At 53.8% G+C, this 16,567-nt stretch carries 21 protein-coding genes and 2 pseudogenes; 16 read left to right on the top strand and 7 right to left on the bottom strand.

Annotation, left to right across the window (positions count from 1 at the left end; genetic code table 11):
- Window positions 1-126 precede the first annotated feature (126 nt).
- Window positions 127-1,209 (top strand): IS481 family transposase, encoded by a 1,083-nt coding sequence (locus tag AABB31_RS13995; RefSeq protein ID WP_342074941.1) that lies wholly within the window; start codon window positions 127-129, stop codon window positions 1,207-1,209.
- A 254-nt stretch (window positions 1,210-1,463) separates the two neighbouring features.
- On the opposite strand, the gene AABB31_RS14000 is transcribed toward AABB31_RS13995, so the two are convergent.
- Complete coding sequence (locus AABB31_RS14000) at window positions 1,464-1,637, bottom strand: hypothetical protein (RefSeq protein WP_342077549.1); 174 nt, start codon at window positions 1,635-1,637, stop codon at window positions 1,464-1,466.
- Between the two features lie 241 nt (window positions 1,638-1,878).
- On the opposite strand from AABB31_RS14000, the gene AABB31_RS14005 reads away from it, so the two are divergent.
- A complete protein-coding gene (locus tag AABB31_RS14005) occupies window positions 1,879-2,742 on the top strand; it encodes a helix-turn-helix transcriptional regulator (RefSeq protein ID WP_342077548.1) in 864 nt (287 codons plus the stop codon).
- Window positions 2,743-3,034: 292 nt separating this feature from the next.
- On the opposite strand, the gene AABB31_RS14010 is transcribed toward AABB31_RS14005, so the two are convergent.
- Entirely contained in the window at window positions 3,035-3,262 is a 228-nt protein-coding gene (locus AABB31_RS14010; RefSeq protein ID WP_342077547.1) for a hypothetical protein, read from the bottom strand.
- Complete coding sequence (locus AABB31_RS14015; protein WP_342077546.1) at window positions 3,263-3,709, bottom strand: metallophosphoesterase; 447 nt, start codon at window positions 3,707-3,709, stop codon at window positions 3,263-3,265. It lies immediately after the preceding gene.
- A gap of 130 nt (window positions 3,710-3,839) precedes the next feature.
- On the opposite strand from AABB31_RS14015, the gene AABB31_RS14020 reads away from it, so the two are divergent.
- The 11 genes and pseudogenes from AABB31_RS14020 to AABB31_RS14070 form a co-directional block, all read left to right on the top strand.
- The gene (locus tag AABB31_RS14020; protein WP_342077545.1) at window positions 3,840-4,091 is read left to right on the top strand and encodes a helix-turn-helix transcriptional regulator; all 252 of its coding nucleotides are present in this window, start codon (window positions 3,840-3,842) and stop codon (window positions 4,089-4,091) included.
- A 106-nt stretch (window positions 4,092-4,197) separates the two neighbouring features.
- A complete protein-coding gene (locus AABB31_RS14025; RefSeq protein WP_342077544.1) occupies window positions 4,198-4,353 on the top strand; it encodes a hypothetical protein in 156 nt (51 codons plus the stop codon).
- A gap of 29 nt (window positions 4,354-4,382) precedes the next feature.
- Entirely contained in the window at window positions 4,383-6,434 is a 2,052-nt protein-coding gene (locus AABB31_RS14030; protein WP_342078827.1) for a type VI secretion system tip protein TssI/VgrG, read from the top strand.
- A 121-nt stretch (window positions 6,435-6,555) separates the two neighbouring features.
- On the top strand, window positions 6,556-7,029 hold the full coding sequence (locus AABB31_RS14035; RefSeq protein ID WP_373634891.1) for a DUF4123 domain-containing protein: 474 nt from the start codon (window positions 6,556-6,558) through the stop codon (window positions 7,027-7,029).
- Window positions 7,030-7,316: 287 nt separating this feature from the next.
- Complete coding sequence (locus AABB31_RS14040; protein WP_342077541.1) at window positions 7,317-7,757, top strand: hypothetical protein; 441 nt, start codon at window positions 7,317-7,319, stop codon at window positions 7,755-7,757.
- An 8-nt stretch (window positions 7,758-7,765) separates the two neighbouring features.
- On the top strand, window positions 7,766-8,734 hold the full coding sequence (locus tag AABB31_RS14045; protein WP_342077540.1) for a hypothetical protein: 969 nt from the start codon (window positions 7,766-7,768) through the stop codon (window positions 8,732-8,734).
- 184 nt (window positions 8,735-8,918) lie between these two features.
- Window positions 8,919-9,491: a hypothetical protein gene (locus AABB31_RS14050; protein ID WP_342077539.1), complete on the top strand. Its 573-nt coding sequence runs from the start codon at window positions 8,919-8,921 to the stop codon at window positions 9,489-9,491.
- Window positions 9,491-10,435 carry a hypothetical protein gene (locus AABB31_RS14055; RefSeq protein WP_373634892.1) on the top strand — a complete coding sequence of 315 codons (945 nt, stop codon included), beginning with the start codon at window positions 9,491-9,493 and terminating at the stop codon, window positions 10,433-10,435. Before AABB31_RS14050 ends, AABB31_RS14055 begins: the two co-directional genes overlap by 1 nt.
- On the top strand, window positions 10,432-11,154 hold the full coding sequence (locus AABB31_RS14060; protein ID WP_373634893.1) for a hypothetical protein: 723 nt from the start codon (window positions 10,432-10,434) through the stop codon (window positions 11,152-11,154). Before AABB31_RS14055 ends, AABB31_RS14060 begins: the two co-directional genes overlap by 4 nt.
- A complete protein-coding gene (locus tag AABB31_RS14065; protein WP_342077536.1) occupies window positions 11,151-11,405 on the top strand; it encodes a PAAR domain-containing protein in 255 nt (84 codons plus the stop codon). Before AABB31_RS14060 ends, AABB31_RS14065 begins: the two co-directional genes overlap by 4 nt.
- A 34-nt stretch (window positions 11,406-11,439) precedes the next feature.
- Window positions 11,440-11,700, top strand: a pseudogene (locus AABB31_RS14070) (IS3 family transposase); the annotation flags it as partial.
- On the opposite strand, the gene AABB31_RS14075 reads toward AABB31_RS14070, so the two are convergent.
- The 4 genes and pseudogenes from AABB31_RS14075 to AABB31_RS14090 all read right to left on the bottom strand — a co-directional run bounded on the left by AABB31_RS14075 (window position 11,650) and on the right by AABB31_RS14090 (window position 13,682).
- Window positions 11,650-11,988, bottom strand: a complete 339-nt coding sequence (locus AABB31_RS14075; RefSeq protein WP_342077535.1) for a hypothetical protein — start codon at window positions 11,986-11,988, stop codon at window positions 11,650-11,652. The pseudogene AABB31_RS14070 and the gene AABB31_RS14075 overlap by 51 nt on opposite strands.
- Window positions 11,975-12,253, bottom strand: coding sequence for a hypothetical protein (locus tag AABB31_RS14080; RefSeq protein ID WP_342077534.1), 279 nt, complete (start codon window positions 12,251-12,253; stop codon window positions 11,975-11,977). The genes AABB31_RS14075 and AABB31_RS14080 overlap by 14 nt, the downstream gene beginning before the upstream one ends.
- A gap of 7 nt (window positions 12,254-12,260) precedes the next feature.
- Window positions 12,261-12,647, bottom strand: a complete 387-nt coding sequence (locus tag AABB31_RS14085; RefSeq protein ID WP_342077533.1) for a helix-turn-helix transcriptional regulator — start codon at window positions 12,645-12,647, stop codon at window positions 12,261-12,263.
- Between the two features lie 29 nt (window positions 12,648-12,676).
- Window positions 12,677-13,682, bottom strand: a pseudogene (locus AABB31_RS14090) (IS3 family transposase).
- 220 nt (window positions 13,683-13,902) lie between these two features.
- Between AABB31_RS14090 and AABB31_RS14095 the strand changes: the two are divergent.
- From AABB31_RS14095 to AABB31_RS14105, 3 genes are all read left to right on the top strand, one after another.
- The gene (locus AABB31_RS14095) at window positions 13,903-14,229 is read left to right on the top strand and encodes a transposase (RefSeq protein WP_373634894.1); all 327 of its coding nucleotides are present in this window, start codon (window positions 13,903-13,905) and stop codon (window positions 14,227-14,229) included.
- Between the two features lie 788 nt (window positions 14,230-15,017).
- The gene (locus AABB31_RS14100; RefSeq protein WP_342077532.1) at window positions 15,018-15,959 is read left to right on the top strand and encodes a hypothetical protein; all 942 of its coding nucleotides are present in this window, start codon (window positions 15,018-15,020) and stop codon (window positions 15,957-15,959) included.
- 109 nt (window positions 15,960-16,068) lie between these two features.
- Entirely contained in the window at window positions 16,069-16,560 is a 492-nt protein-coding gene (locus AABB31_RS14105) for a hypothetical protein (protein WP_342077531.1), read from the top strand.
- Window positions 16,561-16,567 lie beyond the last annotated feature (7 nt).

Genomic DNA, 16,567 nt, shown 5'->3' on the forward strand with positions numbered 1-16,567 from the left:
TGCAAAGAAGATGAGCCTCGGCTTGTTAGCCGAGGCTCACAAAGCGTCGTGACAAATTCAATGTAAAACACACGACTTGATCTGACATTTCTGCTCTTCTGGAGCGCAATCAAGGAGTGTCGATCAATGACAAGTATTCAAGAGAAGATCATCAAGCCGAAGCTGGGGCTGTTGGAACTGGCCAAACAGCTCGGAAGCGTGTCGCAGGCCTGCAAAGTGATGGGTTATTCGCGGGACAGCTTTTACCGGTTCAGAGAACTTTACGATCAGGGTGGCGAAGAAGCCCTGATGGATCTCAGCCGCCGCAAGCCGGTGATGAAAAACCGCGTGCCAGAACATGTCGAGAAGGCGGTCATCGAACTGGCCATCGACAACCCGGCTCTGGGTCAGAAACGGGCGTCGTGGGAGCTGCAGCAGAAAGGCATCATGGTGTCATCGTCGGGCGTCCGGTCGATCTGGCTGCGTAATGATCTGGAAACCATGAAAAAGCGCCTCAAGGCCCTGGAGGCCCGTGCCGCCCAAGAGGGTATCTTGCTCACCGAGGATCAGTTGGCCGCGCTGGAAAAAGCCAAGGCCAAGAAAGAAGCCCATGGCGAGATCGAGAGCCACCACCCTGGCTATCTGGGCAGCCAGGACACCTATTATGTGGGCACAATGAAGGGCGTCGGACGCATTTATCAACAGACCTTTGTCGATACCTATGCCCGCGTGGCGATCTGCAAGCTCTACACTGAAAAGACGGCAATCACCGCGGCCGACTTGCTGAACGACCGCGTGATCCCGTTCTTTGCAGAGCATGAGATCAGCCTGCTGCGCGTCCTGACAGACCGGGGCACGGAATACTGTGGCAAGGTCGAGAACCACGCCTACCAGCTTTATCTGGCCGTCGAGGACGTGGACCACACCCGAACCAAGGCCAATTCTCCGCAAACAAACGGCATCTGCGAGCGGTTCCATCGCACCATCAAGGATGAGTTCTACGACATCGCATTCCGCAAGAAACTGTATCGGTCAGTCGAAGAGTTGCAGGCCGATCTGGATGCGTGGCTGGCAAAGTACAACGAACAGCGGCCACATTCGGGACGTCACTGCTATGGCAAAACACCTATGCAGACCTTCCGCGAAACGCTACACATCGCTGTCGAGAAGACGATCAAAACGCACGACCAATCGGACAGTGCGCAACCCGTTCTCAGCGTCGCAAGCTGAGATGTCCGTCAGATCAAGTCTGAAGTTTTACAAATTCAAGCTAGTTCAGCGACGCCCATGCTGGCCTGAGTTACCTTTTGCGGTTCGGCTGTGCTCCTCGCCGCCGCGATGGCCTACGTTTCGCTCACAGCCAGCATTACTGCGAGCCGCTGATTTTGCAGCTGATCCTTTAGACCGGTTGCCTTGCTTTCCTGCATTGACATGTTTCTTCGCCATTTCACATCCTTTCAATAGAAAGTGCCGATTACCGGCAACTACTTTTGGCTATTGGCGTGATCGCGACCAGCTTGATAGTCGGTCAGTTTTTCTGTGACCTCTCGGACACCGGAAGGGGTCCAGGTAAGCAGCTCTTCTGTGTGGCTCACCGGACGATTGTACTCGCCGTTTGCAACGTCGGTTTGTCCTTGGTTGTGTTCCTTAGTACCCATCTGGTTTTCTCCTTTGATGTTAAAACATCAACTTGCAAGTCCCGTTGAACAGCACCCTTAAATATCCGTCTGGTGTTTGGTGCCACGGCACTACAGATCGCTTGGCACAAAGTAGGCTAAACAAGGCTGCATGCATGTTTTCGGCACAAAATATGCATATGCACCATAGTGGGCAGATTTTATAGAGAACTTGGGAGAGACTCAAATGACGGAAACTTTGCCAACGCTATCTCAGTTCATAATGGCCCGTCGGGAAGCGAGAGGGCTATCGCAGGCTGACTTAGCAGCGAAAGTTGGCTCAGATACAACAACGGTCTCACGTTGGGAAACTGGAAAGAATAGACCAAAGGGAAAGGAAACCCTTTCTAAGCTAAAGGCTGAACTGGATATTGAGCAAGCGGAACTTGATCGACTGTTCTTAGATTGGATTTCCGACGAACGGCATATGAAAAGATACACTATCCAAGGGTATGAGTTTTTGGAAGCAAACGGTATGGATGAGTATGATCTCCTTGACCGTTTGATCGCCATAGACACTGCCGTGATTCCTGAGATCAAACGTGAGGAAGAAGGAACGACAGATCAGTGGGCACCTATTTTTCACGCCAGTCCGTACACTTGGAAGCTCTTAACCACCGGAGATGAAGTGGCTGGTTATTGGCACTACATCTGTTTGAATGATGAACAGTTTCAGTTGGCCAAAGCTGGAAAACTTCAAGAGTCTAGTCTTAAAGATGATATGCTGGTGCATCTCACGCACAGCGGGTCTGAGCGCGACTTCAAAATGTTCATTTCGATGATTGCAATAGACAGCAAACATCAAGAACCAGACAGGTCAAGCAAGTTATTACTATCGTTTATCCGGGAGTTTGGCCGACTAGCTAAGGCAGGATTTTTCTTTTCAGAGATTTGCGCGGTGGCGTTAACTCCAATAGGTCTGCAGATGTGTCTAGACTTTGGCATGCAGAAAGTAGGAAGGCAGGAGGGGATAGGTGACGATCTCATTGAAGATGTCTTTCTCATTACTGGTAAGGATGTACCTAGACGGGGCTTTTTGGCCAAGAATAGCCTTGTCGCGAATGCATATCGTAAGCGTTTCGGTTGAATTCTCCAAAAGTCCGACCAATAAATCTTTCATACTACCGGCCACAAGTGCCGCGACAACTATGAAGTGCGTAAGAACGAACCTGTGCCAATAATTCCTCCCGGATTTTCTGTACTAGCCATGAGAGCCGACGTTTGCCGCATGGCGGAAAGTCGGAAGCTAAGGGCTCGTAGTTGCGATTGTCCGCGCCGCAGAAACGTGTTGCGACCCTAGCGTGTGCAGATCAGGCAGATCAAAGCCGCTCCAGAATTCATCTTACAGTTACTCCAGACAAGAAAATGTGGCATCTGACTCACTTTCTCATGATTTCGGGAAACCGGGCAGGATCAATCCACTGCTTGCCATCCTTGGGTGCGTCCCATGGGTTGCCAAACAGCTTGTCGGCGGGGGCATCATCAAATTCCAGATCGCACGCGTTGAGAGCGCGTCTGGCCCGTTTGTGCTCCGCCTTCTTTAACGCCTTGTCGCTGGCAGCCTTTGTCATCCCGCAAATCGGTGTCTTTCGGTATGAGCGGGCCATCTAGATCTCCTTCGCATTGTGCTCGACATCGGCCCAGTGCTTGTTCACGGGGAGCGTCTTGGCACGGCGGGCGATGTCTTCAAACCGCACGGGCATGTAGTCCCAGACATCGACCCCCGCATTCACGCTGTTGCGCGGGCCGCGCCAGTTATTGTGGACATGGCCGAAGATTTGGAGCGCGTCCCGTCGGGCGTGGTTCCAGGTGATCATCGGGTAGTGGCAGAGCGTGTGTGCTTGCCGCTGAGGCCCATCCCGGACCCCCGCCAGATGTGAGACGCTCGTCCATGCTAGCGCCTGTGTCGGTTCGAGATCGTGGTTGCCGACAACCAGGTACTTTTCTGCTCCCGGCAGCTTGTAGAACAGCTTGCGCAGCCAATCAGTATCCTTGGCTTTTGGCCCATGGGCGAAGTCACCGATGATCCAGAGCGCATCTTTGGGGCCAACCATGGCCCAAAGGTTATGTGCATCAGATCAAGCCTTTCATAAAGATCGGCGTCGATAAGATCATATCACCCCCAATTTGGGGATAAACCCATATCGGGGGTAGCTGTCTCGTAATATTGATGGCGGGACTTCTTTGGCTGGAACCGTTCCCACCGCTGCCTACAAACACCTGCTGGTAAGGCTGGTAGAGGCGCGCACCAATGCAGGCCTTTCGCAGGCCCAGCTGGCACAACGCATCGGCAAGCCAGCTTCGTTTATGGGCAAGTACGAGCTGGGAGAACGGCGTCTAGATGTGGTCGAATTGCTTGTTGTTTTGCGGGCTATTGGAGCAAACGGCGCAAAACTGATCGGAGAAGTCGAAGGACGCCTGCCTGAAACCCTTTAGGTTGCATCTGGTGCGGTGCGTCTGGAATGTTATTCAGGCTCAAATACATACTTAGGTTGATATTGTTGTAGAGAAGTGGCCCGCCAAATTTGAACAGTCGCGTTGGGTGGATTTTACACTCCTGATCCGGCAGCAGGTCGTGTGCCTACGGTTGATCGTATCAGGATGTGACAATGGCGCACAGAGCTTGGACAAGCTGACAGTGATCATGTCAGAGTGGCTTTTGCAACGGCTGCTGATCTGGTATCGATTCGCCAATTAGTTGCGTGATGGATTGCTGCTTTGAACAAAATGTTTTCCCAGTCCAATCGTCAGGGTCGGCTTTCGACGGTACTTGGCGAGGACGTATTGGTCCTACTGCGGATGGACGGGACTGAAGAGCTCTCGGGTGATTTCGTATGGCAGGTGGAAGCGTTGTCGACACAGGCCGGACTCGATCTTCACGCGCTTCTGGGCACACATGTCACGGTTGAGATTGACCATGCCGATGGCATCCGTGCCTTTGACGGCATCGTCTGCGAGGCCTCTGCTGGTGGGGCAACCGAGAACGGGCTGCGCTATGACCTGACACTGCGCCCTTGGCTGCATGTGGCGGGGCTGCGGCGCAACATGCGGATCTTCCACAACAAAACCGTGATCCAGATCGTCGAAGAGGTGCTGAGCGCCTATGCAGGCCTCGGGCAGCCGCACCTAGAGATACAGGTCACAGATAATTACCCGGTCTTGGAATATACCGTCCAATATGGCGAGAGCGACGCGGACTTTGTCCGCCGCCAGCTAGAGCGCCACGGGATCAGCTGGTCTTGGCGGCATGAGGTCGGGTCGCATACGCTCTTGCTGACAGACCTGGAAGGCAGCCTGCCGGAGGTGCCTGGCAGCGCGCGGCCCTACTATGGCGTAGACGGATTCCACCAGCATGACGGTGAGCATTTCGACATGTGGTCCCCGGCCGAGCGGATCACGACGGGTGCGGTCCGTTTGACAGAGTATAACTTCAAGATGCCCAATGCATCGCAGGAAGTCGATCAGATGGGTGATGCGACCCACCCTGCAGGCGACATCGATAGCTACGATTGGCCTGGCGATTATCTTGAACAGGGCGAGGGGCGCGGTGTTGTCAACCGCAGGACCGAAGCCGAACGGGGACAGGCCCCGCGGCATGAGGCGACAGGCGATGTTGTGAGCCTGGGTGCCGGCTGGCGGGTGACGCTTGCAGGCGACGAAGTGCCCGGGGCGACCGGGCGCATGTTCGTCTGCTTGAAGGCCACGCACCGCTTTCGCAGCCAGGGCTACGGCTCAGGTGACAGCAGCGCAGAGGAGACCCCCTATGAAGGGTCATATGTCCTGATGCCAGATGACACGCCCTATCGGCCAGAGCGCCGCACGCCCGTCCCGCGTGTTCAAGGCCCGGAGACAGCGGTGGTCGTAGGCGAGGGCGAGATTGACTGCGACGAATACGGCCGCATCCTGTGCCGCTTCCACTGGGACCTCGATGGTGCCCACACAATGCGGGTCCGCGTAAGCCAGAACTGGGCCAGCAAAGGCTGGGGCGGCATGGTCATCCCCCGCATCGGCATGGAAGTCATCGTCGAACACCTCCGCGGGGATCCCGATAAGCCCATCGTGACGGGATGTGTGTATAACGGGATGAACACGCCGCCATACGAGCTGCCAGCGCACAAGACGCGGTCGACATTCAAGACTGATACGCACAATGGCGACGGCTTTAACGAACTGCGATTTGAGGACGAGAAGGACAAAGAAGAGATTTTCCTGCATGCGCAGAAGGACCACAATACCATGATCCTTCACAACGAGTCCCATCAAATTGGTAATGATCGCTCCAAGCTTGTCGGTAACGATCAAAAAGAGCGAGTCAACCGGGATAAGCAAATTGATGTCGGTCGCGATCACGTTGAGACGATTGGTCAGGACGAGAAAAAGACTGTGATGCGCAATTCCGAGCGACAGATCGACAAGGACAGCTTCGACTATGTCAACAATCACCGCATCGAATACACATATGCCAACCACCAAGAAGAAGTGGGTGCTCATCACTACATGAAGGTCGAGGGCGAGTCAGAGGTTGCCGTCGGCCAAAAGATTTTCACCCGTTCAAAGATGCAAGTGCTGCACGCCAAAGATAAGTTCATAATAGGCGGCCCAGGCGGCACCATTGAGATCAACAGCTCAGGCATTGTTATCCGCGCCAACAAGATTGACCTGAAGGGACCGGTCAATGTGACGGCTGGCGCGCCGGATCAGATCGCGAGCTTAGAAAGCGCCATCAATGAAGGCCTTGATTTAGCCGAAGTCTGCATCAGAAAGCTCACTGATGAATAACGAAGCGGGGCAGATCAATTACGCACACCAAACCGGGCAGGTCAAAAAGGTGCGTTTGCCGGACCCTCCGGCACAGTTTCTAGCGGACTTTCTTTTTGGCGCTTTGGAGCCTCGTGATGCGATGAAAACGGTCGTAGCAGGTAGCGGTCAGACCGAATTGAACGCAACTTTCATCTTGCTTGAGGCTGCGCGCAGACCGGATATCGAAACCGTGCTGCAAGGTTTCAAGGTGGACTATCTGCCGCTCTACCAGGGCGTGTCTGCGGATGAATATGCTTTACATGCTCCCTATATCGCTCAGGTCAAAGAAGGTAGCCGTGCTGCGGACTGGTTGATCGAGGAGAGCTGGGGCCAAGGGTGGGGCGTTTGGCTGCGCAGCGCGCGCTCTTTGGATGAGTTACGCAAGCACTTCCGCAAGTTCACCCAGCTTTATAATCCGACTGAAGACCGGTGGTTTCTGTTCCGCTTTTACGCCCCCGAAACGATGCGCCGGATTGTCCCTGCTTTGCCGCCGCGGGATTTCGCCGCGTTTACCCAAGATATTGCCGCTTATATCACTCCCGATCCATCCGGCGAAGCTGCGTTGGTGATCTGATGCAGCTGTCACCTGAGGTCATGCAAAGCTTCAACGCGGGACGGTTTGAGGATTTCCTGGAAGACGGGGCCTCACAGCTTCAGCGCTTCTTTCCACGCCGCTTTGAAGTTTTTGCGGACCCCGACGCAGCGCATGATGCAGCTCGCAACGTTGTCGGGCTGAGTTATGAAGCCGCGTGTAATATTGGGCGGCGTAGTGGATTGCTTGCAATGCGGATCGCATTTCTGCGGGCTGCTTTTGGAATTGGGATTCTCGACGACCCGCGCCATTCGAGGGCGAGGCGGCTTGTGCAGGATCAGATCACGGCTGCCGCGATTAAGCCTAACACATCAATCGGCACCTATTTGGCCGAGACAAAGACCTTTTGGGATGCACCACCATTTAAACGCCAGAAGGAAGGGTTGCCGCAGCTGCTGGATGCAATGGACAACCGAGACCAAGACTGGAGAGTGGTCCTTGAACATCTCGAACACGCCCACGCAAACGAGGGAACCAAAGTTACCCGAAATAAGCTTGAGGCATTCCTGAATGCCGCATTTTCGAATGTGACGATGCTAGGCATGACCAGCCTACGAACCATCCAATTGCATACGCTTGTGGCCGATGGCCTTGGTTTGCATTTCTTTGATGACCCGCTGCTGCCAGATTGGGGAGCGCTTTACCGCGGCGGCGATGAAACGGCTGTCGCCGATGCGCTGCGTTCGGCCTTGAGGGAAGGGCAGGACTGATGGAGCCGATGGAGCCAGTTAACGTTGCTGACGCGGATCCGGGCGGCGATTGCCCGACAGGGACCTGCGGAACCGATACCTACGCAGCCTACGATCCGATGGACAGCTATGGTCCTATGGATGAGGCGCTTGGACTACCGCGCCCTGGAGAAGCGCTGTCCGTAGAAGAGATCATCGCGCTTAACGGCAATAGCTTCACCAAATTTTGGATCCGTTTCATGGACGCTTTTGAGCAGGTCCACGGGCGCGAGGAGCGGATCAAAACGGCCGCCCTTTTCCACCCAGGCGAAGGGCGCGACGGCCATTATGAAATGGACTTCAATCCGATTGGCACGCCCTATGCGGCATCTTACGGTTGGACCGATCATGTCTCGAGCGATCCGTATTTCTTCGAAAGCTACGAACCGGCGATTTTCTATACCAGCCTTGGCAACATTTTTCGTTCGGTGGACCGGATTGGGTTTTCACCAAGCATCGATCCCAACTCGCTGAGCGACGCGGAACTCCAGCAGCTCGCCCGGCGCCTGAAGCAAGCGATTGAGATCGAGCAAGATTTCGCCCGATGGGCAGGATATGCGTTCCACGCGGCGATGATCGCTGTCACCGTGCTGGCGCTGGTTACAGGTGTTGGTGCCGTCATCGCTGCAGGCTCCATCGCACTGCGCGCCGCTGCCATCGTTGTGCTGGCCATTGAACTGTCAGACGCGGTGGCGCTTGGGACCGGCTATATCGGCGTGAACGAGGGCCAAGGCGTCAACCCGCTTGAGGATGCAGCAGCCTTTTTGGGTGGTGCGCTGGGTGACGAAGACGGCGAGAAGGCGGCGCGAACGGCCTATCAGATGATCAATATCGGCGTTGGATTGAAGGGCCGCTGGCGCGCTTTAGCGATCATTCCTGCGGGCCTGAACTACGGCGACCCTGGCGCGATCCTACAACCAGCGGATGCCGAGACAGTCGAAGAATACCGGGGTTACTAATATGGGTCGGTTCGATAAACTGCGCGGCGGCACCCTGGTGAACTTGGTCGGCGAATTGTCACGCCGCGGATTTACGTTCCAATTCCAGAAATATCCGAACCTGCGGAACAAATGGAAGCTAACATTTACATGTCCCGCCGGAGCAAAGGCCAACTTTTCGTCAACGGTTGGCAGCAATGAAGAGATGGTGAAAATAGCCGACGCCTTGCGCATGGGCGGGGGTACGTTCCTGTTTAACCTGTCCCAAGCCGTCGGGCGCTTTGGCGAGGCCGCTGCATTGCGCGCCTTCCGCAATGGACAGATTGACCATGTTTTCCGAGTAGGCAGCGGGACATTTAACATGCGCAACATGCGTCTTGGAGAGACGTTGCAGTTGCAGAACCGGTCCGGCCATGGGCTGGACTTGATCACGAAGATCGTGGAACCTCGACCGCCTGCCCCAAGATGGGTGGCCATCGAGGTCAAGACGCGCATGGGAAACGATGTGCCGTTCCCAAGCCTAAGCAACAAACAGCAAGATGCCGACTATCTTATTGATCGTGCAGATGCTGCCGTTAGAGGGATTGCGCGTGCGCGCACAGCCGTCCAAGAGGGCGCGACCGCAGGACGGTCGTGGGAGGACATGATCCCGCATCGGCGAACCATTGCGGAATTCGAAGCGCATGCACGGTCTGGCTCCGTCACCAAAATCCACGCTAAAGTGGAAGTAGATCGGCAAGGCAATCAAGTTGGCGAAATGATTATGGAAGACTGGTAATGGGAGAATACGGTGAGACGCAGATAGTTGCGGGTCTGGCATTGTACCGCAGTGATCCATTTACAAGCATAAATTTTGAGGATGCGCTAGAGGATACGCATTACTTCATGGACGGGAACGGCGACATGTCGCCGCTAGAAGGCGCACTCCAGATGAAGGGGCTCATCGTCCCGTTCCTAGGCCATTTTGGGTACTGGGTCGCAACGGCTGGTCAGGTCAAAACGGCAGAACTCGACGTAGCACAACGCGCGGCTTTCTTTGAAAAAGCAGTGACCCACACGCTATTTCAGTCAAATCCATCCCACGTGACCCCATCTCTGCCGCAATACGGCGAAACCCTCTTGCAGTTGATCGCAACGGGCCGTGCTGACCTTTTGGCGGCAACAGAGCAGATCGCTCTCTCTGTCCTCAAATCAGGCCGATACGCCCCGCCAGAGGGGACGACCGGCTATTTTTCCCAACCGTCCAAGGTCGGCGTATTTGCGCTTGAAATGCTCGCTCAGCAACGTGACGAGACGGTCGATTGGGAAAGCTTCCACGTGCCCCCTGACCGGTTCTGGCTGGACGCGGCGCGTCTCGGCCTGAACGATCCAGACCCGCAAAAAGGTGCAGAATGGGCAAGAGAGCTTTGCGCCGCGCATATGCGGACTCTTGCAACGGACGTAGAGAACGGGTCGATGGATGCGTCCACGGGACATGAGATCCGAGAAGAGGCGCATTTCCTCTGGCCGATCACAACGATTGCCTTCCTGCGGATGCGCGCCAGCCTCGGGCACCAGACGGGCCCGGTGGATCATCCGCTGATGCGCACAAGTTTTCAGGTACTGCATGACTGGCAGGTGCCTGCAGGCAGCTGGCCTGGCGCGCCGTGGTGGACGGATATCCTGGACCGCACTGCCGCAATCGCGCCCGCACTTACCCCCCAGATCGCGCTCGTCCGATGATCCGCACCGCATTCATTCTCGCCGCCATCGTCGCCATGCCAGCGGTCGCCGATCCAATCCGCGGTCTTTATATTGCCAAGGAGATGGGCACAGCCTTTTCGATTACCACGAACGGACTGGTGTACTTCCAGATCGACGGTCCACAACTCGGCGCGACACGCAGTCGGCAGGTCGAAACCGAGGACGGAACACGGATTGATCTGTTTCGACCAGGCGCAGACGGTCCGGTTCGCACATCGATGGTGCTACGCCCGGAAGAGGGACGCCGCTTGGTCGTATCGGAGGGCGCGGCCGGCTTTTTTCTGCAAGCGGGAACCGTTCTGGAACCTGTCGCCGGTTTGCAGGAGCGATGCCTCGCGTCGATCACGACGAAAGACGCATACTCCGGCGAGTACTTCGGACTGCGATCAGGTCAGATACAGTTCATCCTGTCACCGACCGAGTTCACGTTTCAATATGGCGGGGGGCAGGATGCGTTTGGCAACGACGTGCCGCTAGAACGCGACGTCATCCCGATCACAACCACCATGCTGGAGCCTGATCGCATGTTGATCGAGCATCCTGACGGAGACATGGTCGCCGATCATCTCGGCCTCGGCATATCATTCGTTGCCGAATTTGGATCGCGCGGAGAGTTCATGATCGAACTCTATCCGTTGGAAACGCGGTCTGAATGTGTGGCGCAGGCCCGCGATCTTGCGGAAAGCGCTATGCAATGAAGCCTCTCGCGCGCATCGGTGACACCCATGTGTGTCCGATCCATGGGCCCAATTCCATCGTCTCGGGCAAAGCGGAGGCGAAGGCTGGCACCCGGCCGATAGCCGTGGTGGGAGACAAGACGGCCTGCGGGGCGGTCATCACGACCGGGACTCCGCTCTTCAAGGTAAAAGGTAAGAATGCTGCTCATATCGGTTCAGCGACAAGCCATGGTGGAACGATCACCACTGGGGTACCAATTTTGAAGGTCTAGGTGCTAGATCCCACGGTTTGATAGTGTGATATTTTCACATGCCTATCAGAAGCTTCTGCGTCAGCATGTGTTCCAGATGTCGATTGGCGGCAAGGGAAATTGCCACAATAAAGCTGCCGTCGAAACCTTCTTCAAAACGATCGAGGCAGAGCTGATCTGGCGCAAATCGTGGCAGACGCGCAGGGACGCGGAACTGGCCATCTTCCAATACATCAGCGGCTTCTACGATCCGCGTCGACGGTACTCAGCATTGGATTGGCAAAGCCCAGTCGCTTTCGAGCGAAAGGTGGCTTAAACGAGCATTAAAACGGGACAGGTCCACTTTGACTTTGGTCGTCGCCAGGCTCGATTTGAGCGTGGCCAGCGTTTTCGTGACAGCGCCCGCCGCGCAGGACTTCAGGTGGATGTTGTCCGTTTGCAGAACACCTTCCACGTCGGATTTGTTCGACGTGCCGGAGCGAAGGCGTCTGAGCGTTGTCTCCTTGTTGCCGAAGGCGAGCAGAAAAGCATAAGGAAATTCAACAGAATCAAACGCTTGCTCCGCCAATGCAGAGATGGCTCCTTCGATTTCAACAGCGTTCATATGGAGAGTTCTTTCGGCGTTTCTGCTCAGCCCAGTGAATGTCGGCATAACGAACGATATCGAGCAGTCCGAGCGTACTGTTGAAGATCAGAGCTGCAAATATGAGCGCTATGACCGCCGAAATCATCCTAAGGCGCTTAATGCCGAAGCCAAATTCGCCAGCGATTAAAATAGTGTAGGTCGCTGCGGTGATAACCAAGAAGCCTATGAGCCAGGGTAGAGCGCGTGCTATTGCGCGACGTTCGATTGTGAGAGGTTGGTTCATCTTTCACCTATATGACAGTTTCAAGATACTCGTGCATTTCGGCTTCCGAGTAGGCTCTATTGCGTAAGCGTTCCTTCAATAGGTAGCTGGTCACGGTCGCGGTTTTTTCTGGAGACAGCTGAACATTATTCTTTAATTCAAATGACTTGATGGCACTGGCTACGTTCGCGGCAACGTCTGTAGGGTTTTCTATGCGCGAGGTGCCTATGCCAAGCGCCAACCAAACGAGGTCAACTTCAAACTTCTCATGGACACTCAAGACGACACTCAGCGGGATTTCCCGGAGTGCCAATTCGTATTTCGTTAAGGCCCGCTTGGACACGCCAAGGGCCTTGGCGAACTCTGCTTGAGTTAACTTGGCATTTCTTCGAACTGCTTGAAGGCGTTCGGACAAGATTGTCTCAGTGAGATGCCCCTAGTTTCCTAGACACCTGCTTTTTCCAGTTTGCGCTGTCTGTTCTCATAGTCAACGGGTGACAGCATGCCGTTGTTCGTGTGCTTGGGTTTTGGGTTGTAGAACAACTCGATGTACTCAAAGACGTCGCGCCTTGCTTCTTCGCGCGTCCGATATTTCCGCCGTCTGACCTTCTCCCGCTTCATGAGCAAAGCCTGCACAGCGCGTTCTGATGTCTGTCGCGACCGGACCGCCCAGCCAGCGACCCGCCGCGAGAACAGATCGATGACAATACAGAGATATGCGAAGCCCTCGTGTGTCCGCAAATACGTGATATCCATTACCCAAGCGCGATCCGGGACATCGACAGCGAACTGTCGATCCAGTGTGTTGTCCACCACAACCGAAGGTTTGCCGCCATAAACGCCGGGCTTCTTCTTATACCCGATCTGCGCCTGAATGCCTGCAATCCGCGCCAGACGCGCGACGCGGTTCTCTGAGACGGTCTCACCCATGTCGATCAGGTCGTCGCAGATTTTGCGATAGCCATAAACCTTGCCACTGTCCTTCCAAGCCTTCTTCACCAGCTTGGTCTGACGCCGATCTTCCTGCGCACGCTGGCTTAACGGTTCCTTAACCCATGCATAGAAACCACTGGGATGAACGCTCAGCATTTTGCAAAGAACACGGACAGGATGCAGCTTGCGATGCGCGTCGATAAACGCGTACCTCACTTTGCATCCCTGGCGAAGTACGCGCTCGGCATTGTCCTCGGACCAATGGCGGACAAGCCTCGCCTTTTTTTAAGATGTCGCGCTCCTCGGTCACGCGCACAAGTTCTTTCTTGAGCCGTCGGACTTCAGCTTCTTGATCCGTTTGCCTCTGTGGCTTCGAGAATTGCGTCATCCAAGTGTACAGTGACTTGGTGCTGATCCCGAGCCGTTCAGCGACCTCTTTAACCGAATATCCGCGCTCTGTGACCTGTGCCACAGCGTCGATCTTGAACTCGTCTGAGTAGCGAATTTGACCTGACATTTGCATCGTCCTTTGCTTCCAAAATTACCAAGCAAACCGTCTACAAATCTAGGGGAACCTCAGTGGTCGCTATAACAAAATGGAAGCCATGAGCTAATTTCTTAAGAATGATCGCGGGACGTGAAAACTTATCACTCTTGCCGCTTATCTCAGATCCAACATTTTCGCCCAGGCTACACAACCAAATATCACCTTCAGATACGTATGATGGCTTATGTGTGTGCTCGAAAGATGGGCGTCGCTGATCCTGTTTCTCGACGACGGGCGCATCGACCTCGATACCAACCCTGTCGAACGACAATTCAAACCGATCATCTTGCCGCGAAAGGGCGTGCTGTTTATCGGCAGCGATGAGGGTGGCGATACCTGGGCGCTTATGTCGTCGCTCGTGGAAACATGCAAACTGAACCGCGTCGATCCCTATCGTTATTTTGCCTGGATGATTGATAACCTGGCGTTGCGAAAGTCGAACTACATCGACTTTGCTGGATATCTGCCGTGGCATGCGTCACGGGACTGCAAAACAGACTTGCCACCAGTTGCATAGTTTGCAGCATCAAGTCCTCACACGCGGGCAGATCGAAACGGGACTAGGAATGCGCTGATGAGCAGTGGGAAACCGTCCAGATCGAACGTCATGAAATTGGTGCGGGCGCAGGCACAGCCGAGCCACGGTCATGACGTTCGCCCGATAGGGCTTGGTCTTGACGGAGGACGGGCCTGCAAGGCCCCAAAACACAAGAAAAAGGATTAGCCGTTCACGGCTGGTCATCGATGCGCAAGGGATGGATGCCGACTGGCGGAGACAGCGTTAAGCGGCTCCTTTCACGACAGCCCGGCCCGAAAGGGTGCGCCGGATGACATCACAGAAACTTTAGGTTTTGAGGGGGGCTGAGACCTCGATCGTAAGCCTTCGGACAGACCGCGCTCGCCGAACGATTCGGCACGGCAGAGCGGACTTCAGTACAATGAATTCTTCTACGTATTTTCATTTACGCCCTTAGCAATGACGATATCGCCTTGAAAACAAAGCCATCAGATGGCGCGCAGCTTATTCTACGAGGGCTGTTGCAATCATGATCCGCAAATGCCACGATTCAACTAGAGCGTGCTGTTTGTTGTGTCGATGTTTGACAGCTGCCTAAGACGAAAGAAAATCACTTTGCAACGACCCTTTGTTCCTCATCTCATTCAATCGTTCGAATATAGTCTCTAACCTAACAGGGTTAGAAGAAATACGCCCCCAGCTGGTACTATCTTGTATGACCGGCAAAAAATGAGACCGTGGCAACTTAATAATAGACTTGGATTCCAAGGTCTTCGGATATCACGGAAATGAAGTTTATCAAACAACTTCGCTTTATTGCTTCTCTCGCCACAAGCCTCGCAGTATTCTTAACAGCCGCCAGCGTAGTGTTTGCACAAGGCTATTGGGCGGATGCACCCCACCGCCTGAGGGACCTGAGCACTTGGGATGAGCTTTGCGAAATCGAAGACTGCGACCAATTTCCTGTAGGCTATGCGACTTATGCAATCGGACCTAAGCTCTATTACTTTCCTTTGCACAGTACACTCAGAAACCAACCACCAGATAGTGTGCAGAGTTACGAACTTCGAATCGGTCGGTTCTTCGAAGTTGATCAAACGGGTAGACTGAATCGCTCTTTTGGATATGCTTCGAGCTTGGAGATAAACAGTTGTTGTGGTCCATTGCTGGAGCATTTTGGCTTAGCGGATAGTTTTCCTATTCGCGGTGGCGCTCCGCATTTCTTTAGTATGCGATCAGCGCAAGTAACTATGAGTCGCCATGATATAAGGGGAGACGGGCACAATGGCCGCTATCTTATTGATGGCGTCGTATATGGCGAAGCGTTTTGGCCGAAATTTAAAGAGGTCTTTAGGACTAAACTGCCAGCATATAATGATGACTTTTGGCTCATAGATGTGGAAGAGCAGCAGGAAAGTGGAGTTACTTCATTCACTCTCATATCTAATCGCCCATTACTGACTGACCGAAGGGTTCTCGTCCACTGCAGAAAAATGTGCGAGTTTTGGACTGTCGCATTTGATGGAGATCAAGGCAATTACCGCTCACATTTTCGCATAAGCTATTTTTGGTTCTATGGGGAAGACTTGGCTTCCTGCATTGACAGAAGAGAGAGCGATGACTGTGCATCGGCTCTGAATTTCTTCGTCAAAATTCGAACAATGCTAGATCACCTAGATCGGCTGTTTCTATCAATATCACTGCCACCACTAGAGCTAGAAAATAGATGAGTACTGTAATATTAGATGACTTCCTGATACCACTGAGTGCTCACCAGCCAGAATTGGCAACGCCAAGTACTGAAAATCATACCGTACATTGCATTTGGGTAGGACTGAAATGACGGCTATCAAAAATTCTAAAATCACTATAACTTCAATCATATTTCTCTCGCTAAATGTCATGACAGAGAGTGTAGTTCTCGCGCAAGATTCGAATAAGACGAACTCTGAACAGAATGACTTGTACGCATACTCAGAGTGTGAAGTTATTCTCAGTTCACCTCGATTTGATGAATTAGGCAACTTTGTTTCCATGGGCCACGGAAGCCAAATTGGTGATCATGCTATCGGCCAAGAATTGATATCTATCTTCTGCGCTGATGATCAGATAATCACTTATATGGAAAAACACGGCTTTGCCTATCTCGGAACCGAGCGCTGGGATGAAGAAGTTGGTCCAAATTGGGCGCCTTTTAACGTTAGGCACTCTTTCTGTACGCCGCCTCAGACACGACTGCAAAAGTTTCTTGGCTATCAGTGTGGAATAGTTGCCTACTTTCATTTGTTGAATAATCAGATTACGCGGATTCCCTCGGCGGCTGTGAAATAGGAGCGAA

This window comes from Yoonia sp. SS1-5 (assembly GCF_038443705.2).
Classification (GTDB): Bacteria; Pseudomonadota; Alphaproteobacteria; order Rhodobacterales; family Rhodobacteraceae; genus Yoonia; species Yoonia rhodophyticola.

Coding starts and splice junctions, on each gene's coding strand:
- AABB31_RS13995 (WP_342074941.1), top strand. CDS start 127: ATGACAAGTATTCAAGAGAAGATCATCAAGCCGAAGCTGGGGCTGTTG.
- AABB31_RS14000 (WP_342077549.1), bottom strand. CDS start 1,637: ATGGGTACTAAGGAACACAACCAAGGACAAACCGACGTTGCAAACGGC.
- AABB31_RS14005 (WP_342077548.1), top strand. CDS start 1,879: ATGGCCCGTCGGGAAGCGAGAGGGCTATCGCAGGCTGACTTAGCAGCG.
- AABB31_RS14010 (WP_342077547.1), bottom strand. CDS start 3,262: ATGGCCCGCTCATACCGAAAGACACCGATTTGCGGGATGACAAAGGCT.
- AABB31_RS14015 (WP_342077546.1), bottom strand. CDS start 3,709: ATGGTTGGCCCCAAAGATGCGCTCTGGATCATCGGTGACTTCGCCCAT.
- AABB31_RS14030 (WP_342078827.1), top strand. CDS start 4,383: ATGTTTTCCCAGTCCAATCGTCAGGGTCGGCTTTCGACGGTACTTGGC.
- AABB31_RS14035 (WP_373634891.1), top strand. CDS start 6,556: ATGAAAACGGTCGTAGCAGGTAGCGGTCAGACCGAATTGAACGCAACT.
- AABB31_RS14045 (WP_342077540.1), top strand. CDS start 7,766: ATGGAGCCAGTTAACGTTGCTGACGCGGATCCGGGCGGCGATTGCCCG.
- AABB31_RS14050 (WP_342077539.1), top strand. CDS start 8,919: ATGGTGAAAATAGCCGACGCCTTGCGCATGGGCGGGGGTACGTTCCTG.
- AABB31_RS14055 (WP_373634892.1), top strand. CDS start 9,491: ATGGGAGAATACGGTGAGACGCAGATAGTTGCGGGTCTGGCATTGTAC.
- AABB31_RS14060 (WP_373634893.1), top strand. CDS start 10,432: ATGATCCGCACCGCATTCATTCTCGCCGCCATCGTCGCCATGCCAGCG.
- AABB31_RS14065 (WP_342077536.1), top strand. CDS start 11,151: ATGAAGCCTCTCGCGCGCATCGGTGACACCCATGTGTGTCCGATCCAT.
- AABB31_RS14075 (WP_342077535.1), bottom strand. CDS start 11,988: ATGAACGCTGTTGAAATCGAAGGAGCCATCTCTGCATTGGCGGAGCAA.
- AABB31_RS14080 (WP_342077534.1), bottom strand. CDS start 12,253: ATGAACCAACCTCTCACAATCGAACGTCGCGCAATAGCACGCGCTCTA.
- AABB31_RS14100 (WP_342077532.1), top strand. CDS start 15,018: ATGAAGTTTATCAAACAACTTCGCTTTATTGCTTCTCTCGCCACAAGC.
- AABB31_RS14105 (WP_342077531.1), top strand. CDS start 16,069: ATGACGGCTATCAAAAATTCTAAAATCACTATAACTTCAATCATATTT.